At 30.5% G+C, this 16,395-nt stretch carries 15 protein-coding genes; 9 read left to right on the forward strand and 6 right to left on the reverse strand.

All coding sequences use genetic code 11. The features are described from left to right. The first annotated feature begins 7 nt into the window (after positions 1-7). The 3 genes from menD to B2989_RS04665 all read left to right on the forward strand — a co-directional run bounded on the left by menD (position 8) and on the right by B2989_RS04665 (position 3,130). Positions 8-1,759 carry a 2-succinyl-5-enolpyruvyl-6-hydroxy-3-cyclohexene-1-carboxylate synthase gene (gene menD / locus B2989_RS04655; protein ID WP_292944862.1) on the forward strand — a complete coding sequence of 584 codons (1,752 nt, stop codon included), beginning with the start codon at positions 8-10 and terminating at the stop codon, positions 1,757-1,759. Positions 1,760-1,877: 118 nt separating this feature from the next. After that, a complete protein-coding gene (locus B2989_RS04660) occupies positions 1,878-2,219 on the forward strand; it encodes a DUF2853 family protein (RefSeq protein WP_028281981.1) in 342 nt (113 codons plus the stop codon). A gap of 71 nt (positions 2,220-2,290) precedes the next feature. After that, positions 2,291-3,130 carry a CvfB family protein gene (locus B2989_RS04665; RefSeq protein ID WP_292944870.1) on the forward strand — a complete coding sequence of 280 codons (840 nt, stop codon included), beginning with the start codon at positions 2,291-2,293 and terminating at the stop codon, positions 3,128-3,130. On the opposite strand, the gene B2989_RS04670 is transcribed toward B2989_RS04665, so the two are convergent. After that, positions 3,114-3,545 carry a hypothetical protein gene (locus B2989_RS04670; RefSeq protein ID WP_292944873.1) on the reverse strand — a complete coding sequence of 144 codons (432 nt, stop codon included), beginning with the start codon at positions 3,543-3,545 and terminating at the stop codon, positions 3,114-3,116. The two genes, B2989_RS04665 and B2989_RS04670, sit on opposite strands and share 17 nt — an antisense overlap. A 179-nt stretch (positions 3,546-3,724) precedes the next feature. Then, positions 3,725-4,168 (reverse strand): hypothetical protein, encoded by a 444-nt coding sequence (locus B2989_RS04675; RefSeq protein ID WP_292944876.1) that lies wholly within the window; start codon positions 4,166-4,168, stop codon positions 3,725-3,727. A gap of 301 nt (positions 4,169-4,469) precedes the next feature. Here B2989_RS04675 and B2989_RS04680 point away from each other — a divergent pair, with 301 nt between their 5' ends. Continuing rightward, entirely contained in the window at positions 4,470-5,309 is an 840-nt protein-coding gene (locus B2989_RS04680; RefSeq protein WP_145001854.1) for a 1,4-dihydroxy-2-naphthoyl-CoA synthase, read from the forward strand. A 3-nt stretch (positions 5,310-5,312) separates the two neighbouring features. Beyond that, positions 5,313-6,215 carry a 1,4-dihydroxy-2-naphthoate octaprenyltransferase gene (gene menA / locus B2989_RS04685; protein WP_292944880.1) on the forward strand — a complete coding sequence of 301 codons (903 nt, stop codon included), beginning with the start codon at positions 5,313-5,315 and terminating at the stop codon, positions 6,213-6,215. On the opposite strand, the gene B2989_RS04690 is transcribed toward menA, so the two are convergent. Continuing rightward, the gene (locus B2989_RS04690) at positions 6,216-7,007 is read right to left on the reverse strand and encodes an SDR family oxidoreductase (protein WP_292944883.1); all 792 of its coding nucleotides are present in this window, start codon (positions 7,005-7,007) and stop codon (positions 6,216-6,218) included. It abuts the gene before it with no gap. A gap of 57 nt (positions 7,008-7,064) precedes the next feature. Between B2989_RS04690 and B2989_RS04695 the strand changes: the two genes are divergently transcribed. The 4 genes from B2989_RS04695 to B2989_RS04710 all read left to right on the forward strand — a co-directional run bounded on the left by B2989_RS04695 (position 7,065) and on the right by B2989_RS04710 (position 12,564). Then, complete coding sequence (locus B2989_RS04695; RefSeq protein ID WP_292944886.1) at positions 7,065-8,099, forward strand: o-succinylbenzoate synthase; 1,035 nt, start codon at positions 7,065-7,067, stop codon at positions 8,097-8,099. A gap of 3 nt (positions 8,100-8,102) precedes the next feature. After that, positions 8,103-9,266 carry a CPBP family intramembrane glutamic endopeptidase gene (locus B2989_RS04700; RefSeq protein WP_292944889.1) on the forward strand — a complete coding sequence of 388 codons (1,164 nt, stop codon included), beginning with the start codon at positions 8,103-8,105 and terminating at the stop codon, positions 9,264-9,266. A gap of 3 nt (positions 9,267-9,269) precedes the next feature. Then, on the forward strand, positions 9,270-10,328 hold the full coding sequence (locus tag B2989_RS04705) for an AMP-binding protein (protein WP_292944892.1): 1,059 nt from the start codon (positions 9,270-9,272) through the stop codon (positions 10,326-10,328). Positions 10,329-10,422: 94 nt separating this feature from the next. Continuing rightward, entirely contained in the window at positions 10,423-12,564 is a 2,142-nt protein-coding gene (locus B2989_RS04710) for a YfbK domain-containing protein (RefSeq protein WP_292944895.1), read from the forward strand. 85 nt (positions 12,565-12,649) lie between these two features. Here B2989_RS04710 and B2989_RS04715 read toward each other — a convergent pair whose 3' ends face one another. From B2989_RS04715 to B2989_RS04725, 3 genes are read right to left on the reverse strand one after another with little or no spacing between them, the layout of a single operon-like run. Then, positions 12,650-13,534, reverse strand: coding sequence for a hypothetical protein (locus tag B2989_RS04715; RefSeq protein ID WP_292944898.1), 885 nt, complete (start codon positions 13,532-13,534; stop codon positions 12,650-12,652). Beyond that, the gene (locus B2989_RS04720; RefSeq protein ID WP_292944901.1) at positions 13,527-14,378 is read right to left on the reverse strand and encodes a hypothetical protein; all 852 of its coding nucleotides are present in this window, start codon (positions 14,376-14,378) and stop codon (positions 13,527-13,529) included. Before B2989_RS04720 ends, B2989_RS04715 begins: the two co-directional genes overlap by 8 nt. Before the next feature lie 30 nt (positions 14,379-14,408). Next, entirely contained in the window at positions 14,409-16,394 is a 1,986-nt protein-coding gene (locus B2989_RS04725; RefSeq protein ID WP_292944904.1) for a DUF3352 domain-containing protein, read from the reverse strand. Between the last annotated feature and the right edge of the window lies 1 nt (position 16,395).

Consider the following 16,395-nt stretch of genomic DNA (forward strand, 5'->3'; position numbering starts at 1 on the left):
ATCACACATGAAACACCCAAAAATACCCTTAGCGCAAACGGTAATTCAGCTTTGTAAAGCCAAGAATATCCAACACATTGTACTGTCTCCAGGAAGCAGAAATGCACCTTTAACTATTGGATTTACACACGATCCTTTTTTTAAATGTTATAGTATTGTGGACGAGCGTTGCGCAGCTTTTTTCGCGCTAGGTATCGCACAACAAATTAAGCATCCCGTAGCAGTGGTTTGTACCTCTGGTAGTGCGCTTTTAAACTATTATCCAGCGGTATCAGAAGCGTATTATAGTCATGTTCCGTTAGTGGTTTTAAGCGCAGACAGACCTAAATACTTGGTCGGAATAGGAGATGGGCAGACTATAAATCAAGAGGATGTATTTAAAAATCACATACAATATTCGGCTAATTTAAAGCAAGATTTAAATCCTGAAAAGGAAAACGCTTTCGCGGAAGACTTGCCAATTATGAAAAGTATTGAGAATAAAGTCGAACGCTTTTTGGGTCTACAACAAGGTATCCAACAGCATAACGAAACCGAAATTAATAAAGCCTTTAATATTGCGATAACAACGCAAGGTCCTGTACATGTAAATATTCCGTTTGACGAGCCTTTATATCAAATGGAGGATCAACTAACGGTTACTCCGGAAGTAATACCTACACCTAAACCTAATCTGGTTAGTGAGGATTATAACGCTTTCGCTGAAATTTGGAATAACTCAAAACGAAAGTTAGTATTAGTAGGTGTTTTGGCTCCAAACAGTGTGGAGCAGCACTATATTGACGTTTTAGCGGAAGATGAAAGTGTTTTAATATTAACAGAAAGCACGTCTAATTTACACCATGAAAATATTTGCCCAAGTATTGATAAATTAATTGGCGCTTTAACGGAACAGGAGTTGCAAGGCTTACAGCCTGAAATACTATTAACTTTTGGAGGATTAATAGTATCAAAAAAAATAAAGAAATTTTTACGATCACATAAGCCAACGCAACATTGGCATGTGGCCATAAATGGCGCAAACGATACCTTTTTTGTTTTAAACAAAGTGTTTAAACAGTCTATAAATTCGTTTTTCCAATCTTTTATACCATTAACGACGTCTTTAAAAAGTGAGTATAATCCGTTTTGGAAAAACCAAATGGATATTAGAAGAGAAAAACATGCGCAATACATGGGGTTGATTCCATTTTCTGACTTTAAAGCATTTGATGTGTTACTAAAAAGTATACCAAATCAGTCGCAATTACAAGTTGGTAATAGTTCTGCAATACGCTATACACAACTTTTTGATATTAACCCAACGTTGGACGTCTTTTGTAATAGAGGTACTAGTGGTATTGATGGAAGTACTAGTACAGCAATTGGAGCAGCAACAACACGAGACAACCCAACGATCTTTATTACTGGAGATTTAAGCTTTTTTTACGATAGTAATGCATTGTGGAATAACTACATACCTGAAAACTTTAGGATAGTAGTTATAAACAACGAAGGTGGAGGTATTTTTAGAATTCTGCCAGGACATAAAAACACAGATAACTTTGATTATTTTTTCGAAACCAAGCATCATTTAACTGCTAAGCAATTATGTGACATGTATGGTTTTGAATATAATACAGCGTCTTCAGAAAGTGAGCTTTCAGTAGCATTGTCTGATTTTTACAACACTTCAAAAACACCTATATTATTAGAAGTATTTACACCTTCTAGAGATAATGATGCTATACTATTAGATTATTTTAAGTTTGTTAAATAATTTCAACGAAAAAATTGGACGTTTATCGTAATTGTAATATTATTTTTTTTCGCTTAAAAAGAGATATAAAAAAATTGTACCTTTAAGAAGCTAAAATTATTAATCTAAATTTAAAATTATGAGTAAACGTGATGAATTAATCGCAAAGTATGCAACAGACCTAAAAGATAAGTGTGGTGTAACTGCAGATATGGATTTTTTAACTAAAGTAACTATAGGTTGTGGTCCATCAATATATAACAAAGATTCTGCAACTGTTTCTGGTTCTGATGCATCAGAATTAGCGACTGTAAAAAACAATTTTTTAATTAAAAAATTAGGCTTAGCAGATAGCGAAGATTTAGATAAAGCTATAGATTCTGTAATGGAAACTTACGGAAGGTCTAATAAAAATAAATACAGAGCAGTAGTTTATTATTTATTAGCTAAACATTTCAAAAAAGAATCTGTTTATAAATAATATTATAAAAAAATACATAAAAAAAGCGTTACAGTTCTGTAACGTTTTTTTTATATGCTTACATTTGCAAAATGATACAAATAGGACAATTCAATACACTTGAGATTTTAAGAGATACAGAACCTGGATTATTTTTAGGTGATGCAGATAATAATGAGGTTTTATTACCAAATAGATATGTTCCAGAACATTTTGAGATTGGTGATACATTAGAGGTGTTTGTATATTTAGATAATGAAGAGCGTATCATCGCAACAACCACAGAACCATTTATTTTAGATGGTGAGTTTGCTATGTTACGTTGTAATGAAGTTACCAAATTTGGAGCCTTTTTGGATTTTGGATTGGTTAAAGAATTATTCTGTCCTTTTAAAGAACAAGCTTTCCCTATGAAAAAAGGAGGTTGGTACTTGGTACGTTGTTATTTAGATGAGGTTACAGAGCGTTTGGTAGCGTCTAGTAAAACCAATCGATTTTTAGATAATAAAGAGTTAACAGTAGATCAATTTGACCAAGTGGATATTATTGTGTCGCATCCAAGTGATCTAGGTATGAATGTTATTGTAAACAATAGACATACTGGATTAATTTATAAAGACAATATCTTTCAGGATATTAGTGTTGGTGATAAATTAAAAGGGATTGTTAAAAAAATACGACCTGGTAACAAATTGGATATAAGCTTAGGAGAAATTGGCTACAGAAATATTGAACCAAATGCTGATAAGATTATGCAAGAACTTACTGATAACAATGGGTTTTTAGCATTAACAGATAAATCTAATCCTGAAAAAATTAAAACGGTATTACAAATGAGCAAGAAAACCTTTAAAAAGGCTATTGGGACTTTGTATAAACAAAAACTGGTTGATTTAAAAGACGATGGTATTTATCTTAAGAAGCAAGATTAGTATTATGTACTAAATTGTTTTTAATTTTGGCCCATTCTATGGCTTCATATAAGTCTTCAAAACGTTTGATTTCTACTGCAGAGAATACCTTTTCCATTAGAGCATTAAACCAACTTTGTTCGCTTTTTGTGACTACAGCGTAACCATTTAACACGTTATTATTTTTATAAAACTTTAGCCAATCAGATGGTTTGACTGAGTAGTTGTTTACGCGGTTTGAGATATAGCAAACACTAATAGTTGGTCCATAAAATTTATGTACAGCCTGAATCACTTTTTTAGCTTCTTCCCATGAGTAAGTAATGCCTTCATTTATTTCTGATATAACCATGCCATCAAGAAAATAAAAATTACCTTGATCTGTGATGTGAACATCAAGAATAGAATCTGCTAAAGTTGAATCGATAATTGTCATAATATTAATAGCTATAGAGCTAAATTATAAAATAACTGATTGATTAATAATTTGTTACATATTGTTAATCTACTTTTTCGACAAAAAATTGTATAAATAGGTTAAACGACAAAAAAAAAGCCACCTAAAAGAGGTTAGGGCTCTAAAAGGTAGCTATTTAAGCATCTAATTAAAATGCCTTAGGGTATATCAAATGTCACGCTATCATCGGTTGAATTTAATATATAATCATTAATTGTGTCATAAGCTTTTGTAATGTTATCAAAATCTAATACTGGTATTTTGCTAAATTGTTTTTCTAAACTGATGTTGATATCATTAAAGTTAGTATATCCAACTACGCCATAAAGTTTTAAATTAGGCAAATTCTTGCTGTATTTAGGTAAATCTAAAACCTCTATGGAGTACTTGTTTAATCTATTTGAAATAATACCAAATGGTTTTTTAAATGCTTCATAATAATCATAAATACATTTAAAAGCTATTTTGGTGCTATCAAAACTTACATGTTCGCCTTCATTAACTTGTGCAATAATCATGTTTTCGAAGAAAAATAAATCACCCATAGGAAACTTATGTACTTCTTTTATTTGATTATAAATTTCAGAATTTATTATATTCATTATAGAGGGATTATTAATTCTATATCAAAGATAATAAGTGGACCTAAAATCTGAAACCAAATATAGTGTTTTATTTTTCAAATAGACAAAAAGCTAATAAATCAGTCAAAATACATAGTTTTGAATCTTGTTTAAATCGTTTAATACTTATTATTCAGTGGGTTATTTCTTTTTTAGGAATTTTTATGCTGCATTAATCACCATGTATAATTACAATTATTCGGTTTCTTAAAATCAATTTTAATTCTGATAAAAATTTTTATTTGCGTATTTTTATGCTCTTAAAACTTAATGACATCTTATGGAGCAAATTAAATGGATAAAGGCTAAAGAATATGAGGATATAACTTATAGCAAATGCAATGGAGTTGCCAGAATTGCATTTAACAGACCAGATGTAAGAAACGCTTTTAGACCAAAAACGACAAAAGAATTATATGATGCTTTTTATGACGCAGGAGAAGACACATCAATAGGTGTAGTGCTATTGTCTGCAGAAGGTCCATCGTCTAAAGATGGTATTTATAGTTTTTGCTCTGGAGGAGATCAAAAAGCAAGAGGTCATCAAGGTTACGTTGGAGAGGACGGTTATCACAGACTAAATATATTGGAAGTGCAACGTCTAATTAGGTTTATGCCTAAAGCTGTTATTGCAGTTGTGCCAGGTTGGGCTGTTGGTGGTGGACATAGCTTACATGTGGTTTGCGATTTAACTTTAGCAAGTAAAGAACACGCTATTTTTAAACAAACAGATGCAGATGTGACAAGTTTTGATGGTGGTTACGGATCTGCCTATTTGGCTAAAATGGTAGGACAGAAAAAAGCAAGAGAAATTTTCTTTTTAGGTAGAAATTACTCTGCTCAGGAGGCTTATGATATGGGAATGGTAAATGCTGTTATTCCGCATGATGAGCTAGAAAGCACAGCTTATCAATGGGCTCAGGAAATTTTAGAAAAATCGCCAACCTCAATCAAAATGTTAAAATTTGCAATGAATTTAACAGACGATGGTATGGTAGGTCAACAAGTGTTTGCTGGAGAAGCAACACGATTAGCTTACATGACAGACGAAGCTAAGGAAGGTAGAGATGCGTTTTTAGAAAAACGTAAACCTAACTTTCCAAAACAATGGATTCCATAATATATGAAAAACTTAAAAAAGTGGTTGTCGGCAATGCGTTTACGTACTTTGCCTTTATCCATATCAGGTATTATTGTAGCAGCTTGTTTAGCAAAATATAATGGTGTATTTGATTATATAATTTTTGTATTTGCTATACTTACAACACTAAGTTATCAGATTTTATCAAACTTGGCTAACGATTATGGTGATGGTGTAAAAGGTACAGATAATGATCAAAGAATAGGACCTGTAAGAGCTTTACAATCTGGAGCAATTACTAAACAGCAAATGTTTAATGCTATTAAAGTTAATGTTTTAATAAGTATAGCTTTAACTATTGGTCTTATATTTTTTTCGTTTAAGGCGCAACATCTTCTATTAGCTTTTGTGTTTTTTATATTGGCATCTTTATCTATTTATGCAGCGATTAAATATACTGTAGGGAATAACGCTTATGGATATAAAGGTAAAGGAGATATTTTTGTATTTGTATTTTTTGGTTTAGTTAGTGTTTTAGGTTGCTATGTTTTGTTTGCTAAACAAATTGACTATATCGTTATTTTGCCAGCAATAGCAATAGGTTTGTTAAGTACAGCTGTATTAAATCTTAATAACATGAGAGACATCGTGTCTGATGTTACTGCTAACAAAATTACATTAGCAGTTAAATTAGGAGCTGTTAAGGCTAAAAAATATCACTATGTTTTAATTATTACTGCTATTGTGTTATCGGCATTATTTGGTGTATTGTATTACAAATCACCATTTAATCTTATCTATTTTATAGCCTATTTACCATTAATATTGCATCTTAAAACAGTGAAGTCGGTTACTAACCCAAAGGATTTTGATCCAGAGCTTAAAAAATTAGCCTTAACAACGGTATTACTTAGTTTACTATTAGGTATAGGTCAGTTATTATAATTATCTAACCTGACTTTTTATCACAAAACGATGTAAAAGTCTTGGAAAAAAGCGTTTTAAGTAAACACCAAGTATTTCTTTTTTCCCAATATAAGCTTCAAACTTTTCTTGCTTAATAGCTTTAAGCATGCGTGTACTAAACTCAGTAATGGATAATCCATTTTCAGTAGCCTTATCTTGACTGTTTTGTAAAGATCCATCGCCAATTAAAGCATTTTTAGCAATATTGGTATTGACAAAACCAGGACAAATTAAAGTCACCTTTACATTATCTTTTTCATGTTCCATGCGCATTGCATCAAAAAAGCCATGCAAAGCATGCTTTGCTCCACAATATCCAGAACGATAAGGCGAACTAAATTTACCCATCAAACTAGTTACTACTGCATAGTGACCAGATTGGTTTTTAATAAAGTGTGGTAATAAGGCTTTGCTTAAAGCAATGGTTCCTAAATAGTCAATCTCCATTAATTTTTTGTCTACACTAATGTCTGTGTCTATTATTAGCGATCTTTGGCTAATTCCACCATTATTTATTAATAGGTCAACAGATCCAAATAGACTTATAGCTGTAGTTACAATAGGTTTCATGTTTTCGTAATTAGCCAAATCAAAGGGTAAGATAGCAATGTTTTCAGGTTTAGGACATAACTGTTTGATTAGGTTCAAATCGGTTTCTTTTCTGGAAGAAATTATTATTTGACAATCTAATTTGGATAAGGCTAAAACTAACCCTTTTCCAATTCCGCTAGAGGCACCTGTAATCCAAATAACTTTATTTTTAAAGGTCATGTAATCGTAGTTTTTTAGGTGAAATTACGAAAATATTTAAGTATTTTTGAAATCCTTATGAAAGCATCGTATTACAAACATATTTTAGAATTTAAACAACCAAGCGGAACCTCTAGAGGTATATTAAAAACAAAGGAAACTTGGTTTATAATTATCGATAAAGATGGAAAACGTGGTATAGGAGAATGTGGTATTTTAAGAGGTTTAAGTGCAGATGATAGACCTGATTATGAGGCACAACTTAAGTCCACTTGTTTAGATATTAAAAAAGGTTTAGATTATTTGTATGCTAAAAATAATGAGTTTCCTAGTATCCAAATTGGATTAGAAATGGCCTTTAAAAGCTTAGAAAGCACAAATCCTTTTGTTTTATATCCTTCAGATTTTACAAACGGAAATGCTTCGATTGATATAAATGGTTTGATTTGGATGGGTGATCAAGCCTTCATGAAACAACAAATTGAAGATAAAATTGCTTCAGGATTTAGTTGTATTAAATTGAAAATTGGAGCTATAGATTTTCAAACTGAATTGGATATTTTAAAGGGAATCAGGCAAAATTTCAGCGAAAGCGATATAGAGCTACGTGTTGATGCAAATGGCGCTTTTAGTACTACTGAAGCTTTGGAGAAACTTAAGCGTTTATCAGACTTTAATTTACACTCCATTGAGCAACCAATTAAAGCTGGTCAACCAGAAGACATGGCTAAATTGTGTGAGACAACACCTTTAGCGATTGCTTTGGACGAAGAGCTTATTGGTGTTTTTAACGATGGTGATAAAAAACAACTGTTAGAGTATATTAATCCACAATACATTATTTTAAAACCAAGTTTTATAGGTGGATTTAAAGGTAGTGATACTTGGATAAATTTAGCAAAACAACAAAATATTGGCTGGTGGATTACTAGTGCTTTGGAGAGTAATGTGGGATTAAATGCTATTGCACAATATACTTTTAAAAAAGAGAGTGATTTACCTCAAGGTTTAGGTACAGGTAGCCTTTTTACTAATAATATTACGTCGCCTTTAGAGGTGAAAAATGGAACGTTACAATATAATATAAATACTAATTGGGAATTTAATTTTTAAACTATGGATTTTATAAAACAAGCCTTTAATGTTAAGCACGAGTTTTGGCGTTATTTAGTAGGATCTTTAATTATTGCAATTTTTGCAGTTATTGGACAATTCCCCTTTGCTATCGCTGCAATGATTAAATATGTTAGTAATGGTGGCTCTATTGATGCTATGGATGAGCAAGCATTAATGAGCGTTTTAGAGCCTAATTTAAATTTATTTTTATTGTTATTATCCTTTGCTTTTGGATTTTTAGGACTAATTATTGTTGTAAAATATTTACATAATCAAACAGTGAAATCGGTTACGACTGCCAGAAAAAAAATAGATTGGAAACGTGTACTATTTGCTTTTTTGTTTTGGGGAGTGATTACTTCTACGATGATTTTAATAGATTATTTTGCTAGTCCAGAGAGTTATGTATGGAATTTTGAGTTAAATCGTTTTTTAATTTTACTAGTAGTGGCTGTATTATTAATACCAATACAGACCAGTTTAGAAGAGTATATTTTTAGAGGATATTTGATGCAGGGTTTTGGAACGGTTACCACTAATAAAAATTTTGCATATGGATTTATTTTTACTATAATTTCGATGCCTATTATAATTTATTTGAGTACTAAAACAAATATAGAATTTTGGAAAAGAGGAGGTTTTATTGGAATTCTATTAGTTTTAGGAAAAATAATATTTGAAGTATTACAGAAGATTGATTTTTTTGAATCTACTTCGTACATAAAACTAAGTAAAGCATTAAATCGTAATTGGATTCCTTTGATTATAACTTCGGTTATTTTTGGAGGAATGCACGTTTTTAATCCAGAAGTAGGTAAGCTAGGTTATGGTGTGATGGTATATTACATAGGTACAGGATTATTTTTAGGTATTATAACTTTAATGGACGATGGTATGGAGCTTGCATTAGGGTTTCATGCTGCTAATAATTTATTTGGTGCTTTATTAGTGTCTGCAGATTGGACCGTATTACAAACACATTCTGTTTTAAAAGATGTGTCAGAACCTGGACAGGGCTATGGTGATATTTTTATTCCTGTGTTTGTTGTATTCCCTATTTTACTAATAATTTTTGCAAAGGTGTATAAATGGACCAATTGGAAAGAAAAATTATTTGGAACCATAGAAGCACCTGTCACTGAGAATTATAAAGTTTTAGACTAAACTATGACACCAAACTTTGATAAGATACACAATAGATTTAGGCTTAATGGGAAACATTATACTTTTGACGATTTAAAAGAGGTTGCCTATAGTTTTATTAAAGAGGGTTTACCATTTGAGAAAGAAATTGGTGATTTTTTATCCCACTGGTTAGATAACAGTAACTACATTTTAGCTAAAACATCAGGCTCTACAGGTAAGCCAAAAACCATAAAATTGCATAAGCAAGCTATGGTTAATTCTGCTATTGCAACAGGTGATTTTTTTAATATTCAACCTGGTAATTCTGCTTTATTGTGTTTACCTGCTACCTATATTGCAGGTAAAATGATGTTGGTTCGCGCTTTAGTTTTAGGATTAGAAATTGATAGTGTACAGCCCACTACAAACCCTACTTTTGATCCTGAAAAGCATTATGATTTTGTGGCTATGATTCCTGCGCAAGCAGAAAAAACGTTACATAGACTTAGCAATATTAAAACTCTAATTATTGGTGGAGCTCCATTATCTATTCCCTTAAGATTAAAATTAGAAAACTTAAAAACAGGTATTTTTGAGACGTATGGTATGACTGAAACTATTACGCATATTGCACTTAAGCAATTAAAAAGTAGTGGACCACAATACTTTAATATATTACCTAATATTACAATTTCACAAAATGACAAAGCGTGTTTAGTCATAGACGCACCACTTTTAACCAAGGACCAAATTGTAACTAATGATGTGGTTAAATTACACTCTAAAAGCACTTTTGAGTGGTTAGGACGTGCAGATCATGTTATTAACTCTGGAGGTGTTAAATTATTTCCGGAACAGATTGAAGCAAAATTGCAATCAAAAATAAAGTCTCGTTTTTTTATAACTTCAGAAGAAGATAAAACTTTTGGTAGTGTTGCAATATTAGTAATTGAAGCAGAAAATACGTCTTTAGATGCTCATGTGTTTTCTGAATTAAAAGCAATTGAAATGCCTAAAAAAACGTTTGCTATTCCAGCTTTCGCTGAAACAAGTTCTGGTAAAGTTAACAGAAATGAAACACTTAAATTACTTAAAAAGTAGCGTTGCCTAATTCAAAATAGCGCTTCCCTCAATACTGGTTTTATAATCCTTAGTTTGGTTATAGGTTTGTTTTAAACTTTAAAACTACCTTATCATGAAAACAGGATTAAATTTAATAATTGCACTATTTATGGTAGTACAATTACATGCACAACAAAAAACGGTATCTGGTGTTATTACAGATCAAAATGGTTTGCCATTACCATCTGCTACAGTATTACAAATGGGAACAGCTAATGGGACAACATCCGATTTTGATGGTAACTATAGTATTTCTGTTAAAGTTAAAGATGTTTTAGTATTTAGCTATTTAGGTTACAATTCAGAACAAGTTGTGGTAACTGATGCCAATACAATCAATGTTATTTTGCAAGAAAACGGTAGTTTAGATGAAGTCGCAATTACTGTGTTAGGGATTTCACGCTCAACAGACGAAGTAAAAAAATCTGTGACAACCATTCAATCAGAGGAAATTATACAAGCTTCCAATCCAAACGTAGTCAATAGTTTAGCAGGTAAAGTATCTGGTTTAAAAATCAAAACTAAAAATAATGGTGTTAATCAAACTACAAGAATTGTATTAAGAGGTAATAGATCTTTATCAGGTACAAATGAGGCACTTATTGTTATTGATGGTAAAATATCTTCGGCTGAAAAATTAGTCAATTTAGCACCAAAAAAAATTACATCTACTCATGTTGTTAAAGGTGCAGAAGGATCAGCTTTATATGGGTCACAAGGTGCCAATGGTGTAATTATAGTCACGACAGTAGATGGTAATAAAGAAAATGCCAAGATTTCAAAATTTGTACAAACAAATAAAGAATTGCAACATAAATTTTTAAGCGAAAGCTATACTAAAATTCATGAAAATAAATTTAAAATAGCAGCCACAACACCTTTGTCAACCTTTTCTATAGATGTAGATAAGGCTGGTTATAGCAATGTAAGACGTATGATTAACAATGGACAATTAATTCCTGCAAATGCGGTAAAAATTGAAGAAATGGTTAATTATTTTGACTACAATTACCCACAACCAACAGATGAACATCCTTTTTCTATCAATACAGAAGTTGTAAAAACCCCTTGGCATAAGGATACTAAGTTGGTTAAAATTGGTTTACAAGGTAAAATTTATGATAATGAAAACTTACCAGCTGCCAATCTTACTTTTTTAATTGATGTTTCAGGATCAATGGGTAATCAAAACAAGTTACCACTTTTAAAAGAGGCTTTTAAATTATTAGTTAATCAATTAAGACCACAAGACAATGTCGCTATTGTAGTATATGCAGGAGCAGCTGGAGTAGTATTAAAGCCAACATCAGGGAAACATAAAACAAAAATTATAAAAGCTTTAGATCAATTAAATTCTGGTGGATCTACAGCAGGTGGTCAAGGTATTGAGTTAGCTTATAAATTGGCACAAGAAAATTTTAATAAAAAAGGCAATAACCGAGTAATTTTAGCTACTGATGGCGATTTTAATGTTGGCGCATCTAGTAATGATGCTATGGAAAAATTGATTGTTAAAAAAAGAGAATCAGGTGTCTTTTTATCAGTTTTAGGTTTTGGTTATGGAAACTATAAGGATGATAAATTAGAAATTTTAGCAGATAAAGGTAACGGAAATCATGCGTATATCGATACCATGCAAGAAGCAAGACGCATTTTTGAAACCGAATTTGGTGGGACTTTGTTTACCATTGCTAAGGATGTAAAAATACAAGTAGAATTTAATCCTAATCATGTACAAGCTTATCGTTTAATTGGTTATGAAAACAGGTTGTTAGCAGACGAAGATTTTGTTAATGATAGCATTGATGCTGGAGAACTTGGTGCAGGACACACAGTAACCGCTTTATATGAAGTGCTTCCGGTTGGCATAGAAAGTGAGTACGCTAAACAAGCAATAGATTTAAAATACACACAAAATGAAGCTGTTACAAACCAATACAATGATGAGTTGTTTACTGTTAAATTTAGATACAAAAAACCTAATGAAGATAAAAGTATTGAAATGATACATGTGCAAAAAAATGAAACAACAGAAGCTACTGAAGACATGAATTTTGCTAGTGCTGTTGCGTTGTTTGGAATGCAGTTAAGAGAGTCTCAGTTTTATAATAATACTAATACCCAAGATGTAATTGCGTTAGCAAATAAAGGTAGAGGTGAAGATAAGTCTGGATACAGAGCAGAATTTGTTAGATTAATAAGCACTTTTAAGTAATCCTGTTTCTGGTTATTTCTGGATTATTTAAAATAAAAAGGAACACTATTTAGTGTTCCTTTTTTTATGATTACAGTTTTAAAACTTATTCAAACTCATGAAAAAAGCTTAGTAATATTTGTCTGTTTTTTAATAACTCTTTTGCTTTTTTATGATTGTCTTCAAATGTTTCTAAGTTGGTACCTTTACATATTCCGTAGGAATAATGGTATTTAATAATCTCAGTATCAAAATCTGATAATTGATAATCATTATCATGACTACCAGAAAAAAAGTGCTTGTTATCTATACTTTGGTTAAACTCAAAATACCCTAATGATTTTATAAAATATTTTTTTAATTCTCTTAAGCGTAATTTAGGTGTAAAAAAGTCTTCCTTTATAAGTCTAAGAGATAATCTGTAAATTTGATTTTTATTGTTCCAATGCATATAATAGTCGGATTTCTTATAATTACTGATTCTTGATTCGTACTCAAAACCATCATTGTAATAAACAATATAATTAGAGTCTTCGACATGTTTGACTTCTTTTATGGATAAAGAATCAACGTTCTGTAAAGTCTTTTCGGCGAAAGCCATAAATTCTTTTTTAACTTTTTTATCTACAGAATTGGAAAAGAAAATAGCAATGTCTTCTTTCCAATATTTCATGGTAGTTTTTTTGCTAACAGAATCTTTGTAGTGATTAAATGCTATGGTTTTATACACGTCTAAAAATGTAGAGTCTTTATACTGGTAAGGTACGCTAGCGCCAGGTTTTCGGACATAATCCTTTACAATAACCATGGTGTCATTATTTACATAAACAAAGTTTAAAGTGTCCTTTGCAGTTAATGGCGTTTTATATTTAGCCTTAAACTGTTTTAAAGACATCCTGTATTGGACGTTTTTTGGTTGGTGTGGTGTTTGTGCCTGTACTAATTGCACTAAAGTTAGTGATATGATGGCTATAAGTAGTGATTTAGTCATTGGCTAATTGTTTGTAATAGTTTTCTAATGCTGAAAAAACAGTATAGTCTACTTTAAATTTATATAAGTTTTTGTAATGGTATTTAAGTAGCACAATATCAATTGCACCAAGAGTTGAAAAATTGGAGTTGGAAGATGATAATATAGAGGTGTTGTCATAAACACGATAGTCTTTAGACTGTATTAATGAGATAAAAAACACTTTTTTAACGTTATCCAATAATTGTGGATCGTTAATATAGGATGGACTAATTTGTAATACACCAGAATACATTTTATAATTATAATCACCATTCCAATCGTGTATTATTTTAGAAAAAGGATAGGTGTCAATTAGGTCTTTTGGCGTTTCTGCTTTTTGCTTTTCGGTTAAAGCTGACACCTCTTGATTTGCTATTTTGATGTAATAATTAGCTTTGTTTATATCTTTGCTAATAGTTATGTTTAAATTATCTATTTCGGGAATTGATAAAATAAACTGACTTATATTTTTTGTGATTTCCTGCGGAATGTTGTGATCAAAGTAAACAACAATAGGTTCTTTCCATTGGTAAATTATTGCACTACTATCTTGCTTAAAAATTAAACTTTTATATTGTCTTAAAAAGTAATTATTTTTAAATAAATCAAAATCCTTAACAAAACTTAAAGCAGTCGTATCCTTACTTTTTATGGTTTTGTCTCTAGTAACGTTAGTGTGTAAAGGATATTTGACATGAAGTGTATCTACATTTTTTTTAATGGTATAATCCGTTTTTAAAAGGGGTTTAAAATCTGTAGATTGAGAAAAACTGGTAGCAAAAGCAAGTAGCGTAACTAGAAAAACTATTTTTTTATAAATCAAAGTGGTTGTTTTTGTTTTTAAAGTTAGTATTTAAAAACGTGTTTTAAAAATTAAATTTTCATTAATATCATATGCTTTCCAAGTGCCAACTTGTTTGTCTTTTCTATATTTACCCGAAATTTTTAAATTTCCATTTTGATAATACGCTTTGTAGCTACCATGTTTTAATCCATCTTTTAGTTCAACAGAAAAACGTGGGTTTCCGTTAGAGTATTTTTTTGTAAAAATTGGAGCAGTTAAATCAGAAGGATATAATTCTGGAATGTTAAAAACGGTATCTTTATTAATGTTCTCTTCTGTAAGACTAATAGAATTTGTAATAATTGTTTTTGGTTTATCATCCTCAAAAGTATAGCTAGACTTAACTTTTTCAGGCGTTTGATACTCTAGTATTAATTGGCTTTTAAAGTCGTTTTTACTTGGTGTTAATTGTATGCCTATTTGCGGAAAACATATAAAGTAATCTTTATTAGTTTTTAGCTGTTTTTTAGTTGCAATATCTACAAAGTCATAAGCTGTGTTATATAAATTAGGTGTGTTAACGTAAGCAAACACACTAGACCTATTATTAAACCTGTTGTCAAAGTCATTAAAGGCTTTAAAATAGTTTAAGGTCTCTTTGTTTGTGTAAGCATTAATTATACTTTTTAAGGTATTGGGCTCATTACTAAATATTACATAATCGTCAATAATTGTAAAATAAGGTTTTTCAATATTTGAAAATAAATCGCCTAAAATGATTTTGAAAAAACCTTTGATAGACATAAAATTTATGGCGTATCCTTTGTAATTAACTTCTTTAAATTTTACTGGTGTACGTTTTCTAATTTGTTCTAATATAAAATCTAAGTTGTCTTTAGCATCGTCAATCGCTTTTGTTTTTAATATTAATGCGACATCTTTTTTTGAGTCAGATACATTAGAGTGAAGTTGAATTAAAGCAATCTCGTCATCAATCCAACTCATAAAATGGGTTTTGAGATTTATTTTTAAAAAGCTTTCTATTTGAGAAGTACCTTCAGCATAACTTTTAAACTGTTCAGGGTTTTCTTTTTGAATGGTTTCAAAATTAGAATAAAAGTCTTCAAAACTTTTAAAACCGAAGCTTAAATAAATTGCAGTATTATTAGGAACTACGTTTTTAATGGTACGCTTACCTTGTCCTGATTTTTGAAGCGCTTTTAAATACGTTGAAGCTTGGTCATTAGTATTTGTAATACCATTAGCTACAATAGCGTTTTTTTCTAAATCAAAACTAAAACCACTAAATTCTAAACTTTGACTAAGTGTTTTTGTTAAATCTCCAGGTGTATCTGAAAAAACATTAACAAATTCATCTAAATAATCATACTGAAAGTATAAACGAAACATATCGTTATAACCAACATGTTTTTTGACTTCAATAAAATTAAGATTTCTACCAATCTCAGGATTACTATATTGATCAATTGAGGCTTCAACTAAAGTATGCGTATAGGACGCAATCATTTGGTTTTTAATAAAGCTTATATAAAGGGTTTCGTGTTTTTTAACGTCGTAAATCTCCGTGATTTCATTTTCCTTATAATAGCGTTTACTAACTTTATAATTACTATTTATAACAGTATTTAAGTTGTTTTTAATAACATTTAGCTTTGCTATTTTTTGTAAATCGACTACATATAAAAAGCCATATTGTTTTGGAGCATAAACGTGTGCCGAAATTAATATTTCTCTGTTTCCAATACGATTAAAAACCCCTTGCTTTTGCTTAAATATAGTATCTAACTTATTTAAGTTTGTGGCAAGGGTATTAAAATATGTGTTTGTGTTTAAATGTTTCCAAATATCATTTTTACTTATAGCATCCCAATTGTTTATTGGCTTTTGACTTTCTATAATGTAAACTGCATCCTTAGGTACTAAATAAATAGACTGTATGTTATCATTATTATCAAAATAAAATACATAGACTTGGTAAAGTCCAAAGCTGATTATAAAAGTGATAATTAGTAAAAATAAACTACGTTTTTTCATT

Origin of the sequence: Olleya sp. UBA1516 (genome assembly GCF_002323495.1) — a bacterium.
Taxonomy (GTDB): Bacteria; Bacteroidota; Bacteroidia; order Flavobacteriales; family Flavobacteriaceae; genus Olleya.

What these genes read in the sequence shown, in the direction of transcription:
- menA (WP_292944880.1), top strand. Translation starts at nt 5,313, where the DNA reads ATGAAAAACTTAAAAAAGTGGTTGTCGGCAATGCGTTTACGTACTTTG.
- menD (WP_292944862.1), top strand. Translation starts at nt 8, where the DNA reads ATGAAACACCCAAAAATACCCTTAGCGCAAACGGTAATTCAGCTTTGT.
- B2989_RS04675 (WP_292944876.1), bottom strand. Translation starts at nt 4,168, where the DNA reads ATGAATATAATAAATTCTGAAATTTATAATCAAATAAAAGAAGTACAT.
- B2989_RS04715 (WP_292944898.1), bottom strand. Translation starts at nt 13,534, where the DNA reads ATGACTAAATCACTACTTATAGCCATCATATCACTAACTTTAGTGCAA.
- B2989_RS04710 (WP_292944895.1), top strand. Translation starts at nt 10,423, where the DNA reads ATGAAAACAGGATTAAATTTAATAATTGCACTATTTATGGTAGTACAA.
- B2989_RS04660 (WP_028281981.1), top strand. Translation starts at nt 1,878, where the DNA reads ATGAGTAAACGTGATGAATTAATCGCAAAGTATGCAACAGACCTAAAA.
- B2989_RS04725 (WP_292944904.1), bottom strand. Translation starts at nt 16,394, where the DNA reads ATGAAAAAACGTAGTTTATTTTTACTAATTATCACTTTTATAATCAGC.
- B2989_RS04680 (WP_145001854.1), top strand. Translation starts at nt 4,470, where the DNA reads ATGGAGCAAATTAAATGGATAAAGGCTAAAGAATATGAGGATATAACT.
- B2989_RS04690 (WP_292944883.1), bottom strand. Translation starts at nt 7,007, where the DNA reads ATGACCTTTAAAAATAAAGTTATTTGGATTACAGGTGCCTCTAGCGGA.
- B2989_RS04705 (WP_292944892.1), top strand. Translation starts at nt 9,270, where the DNA reads ATGACACCAAACTTTGATAAGATACACAATAGATTTAGGCTTAATGGG.
- B2989_RS04670 (WP_292944873.1), bottom strand. Translation starts at nt 3,545, where the DNA reads ATGACAATTATCGATTCAACTTTAGCAGATTCTATTCTTGATGTTCAC.
- B2989_RS04700 (WP_292944889.1), top strand. Translation starts at nt 8,103, where the DNA reads ATGGATTTTATAAAACAAGCCTTTAATGTTAAGCACGAGTTTTGGCGT.
- B2989_RS04665 (WP_292944870.1), top strand. Translation starts at nt 2,291, where the DNA reads ATGATACAAATAGGACAATTCAATACACTTGAGATTTTAAGAGATACA.
- B2989_RS04695 (WP_292944886.1), top strand. Translation starts at nt 7,065, where the DNA reads ATGAAAGCATCGTATTACAAACATATTTTAGAATTTAAACAACCAAGC.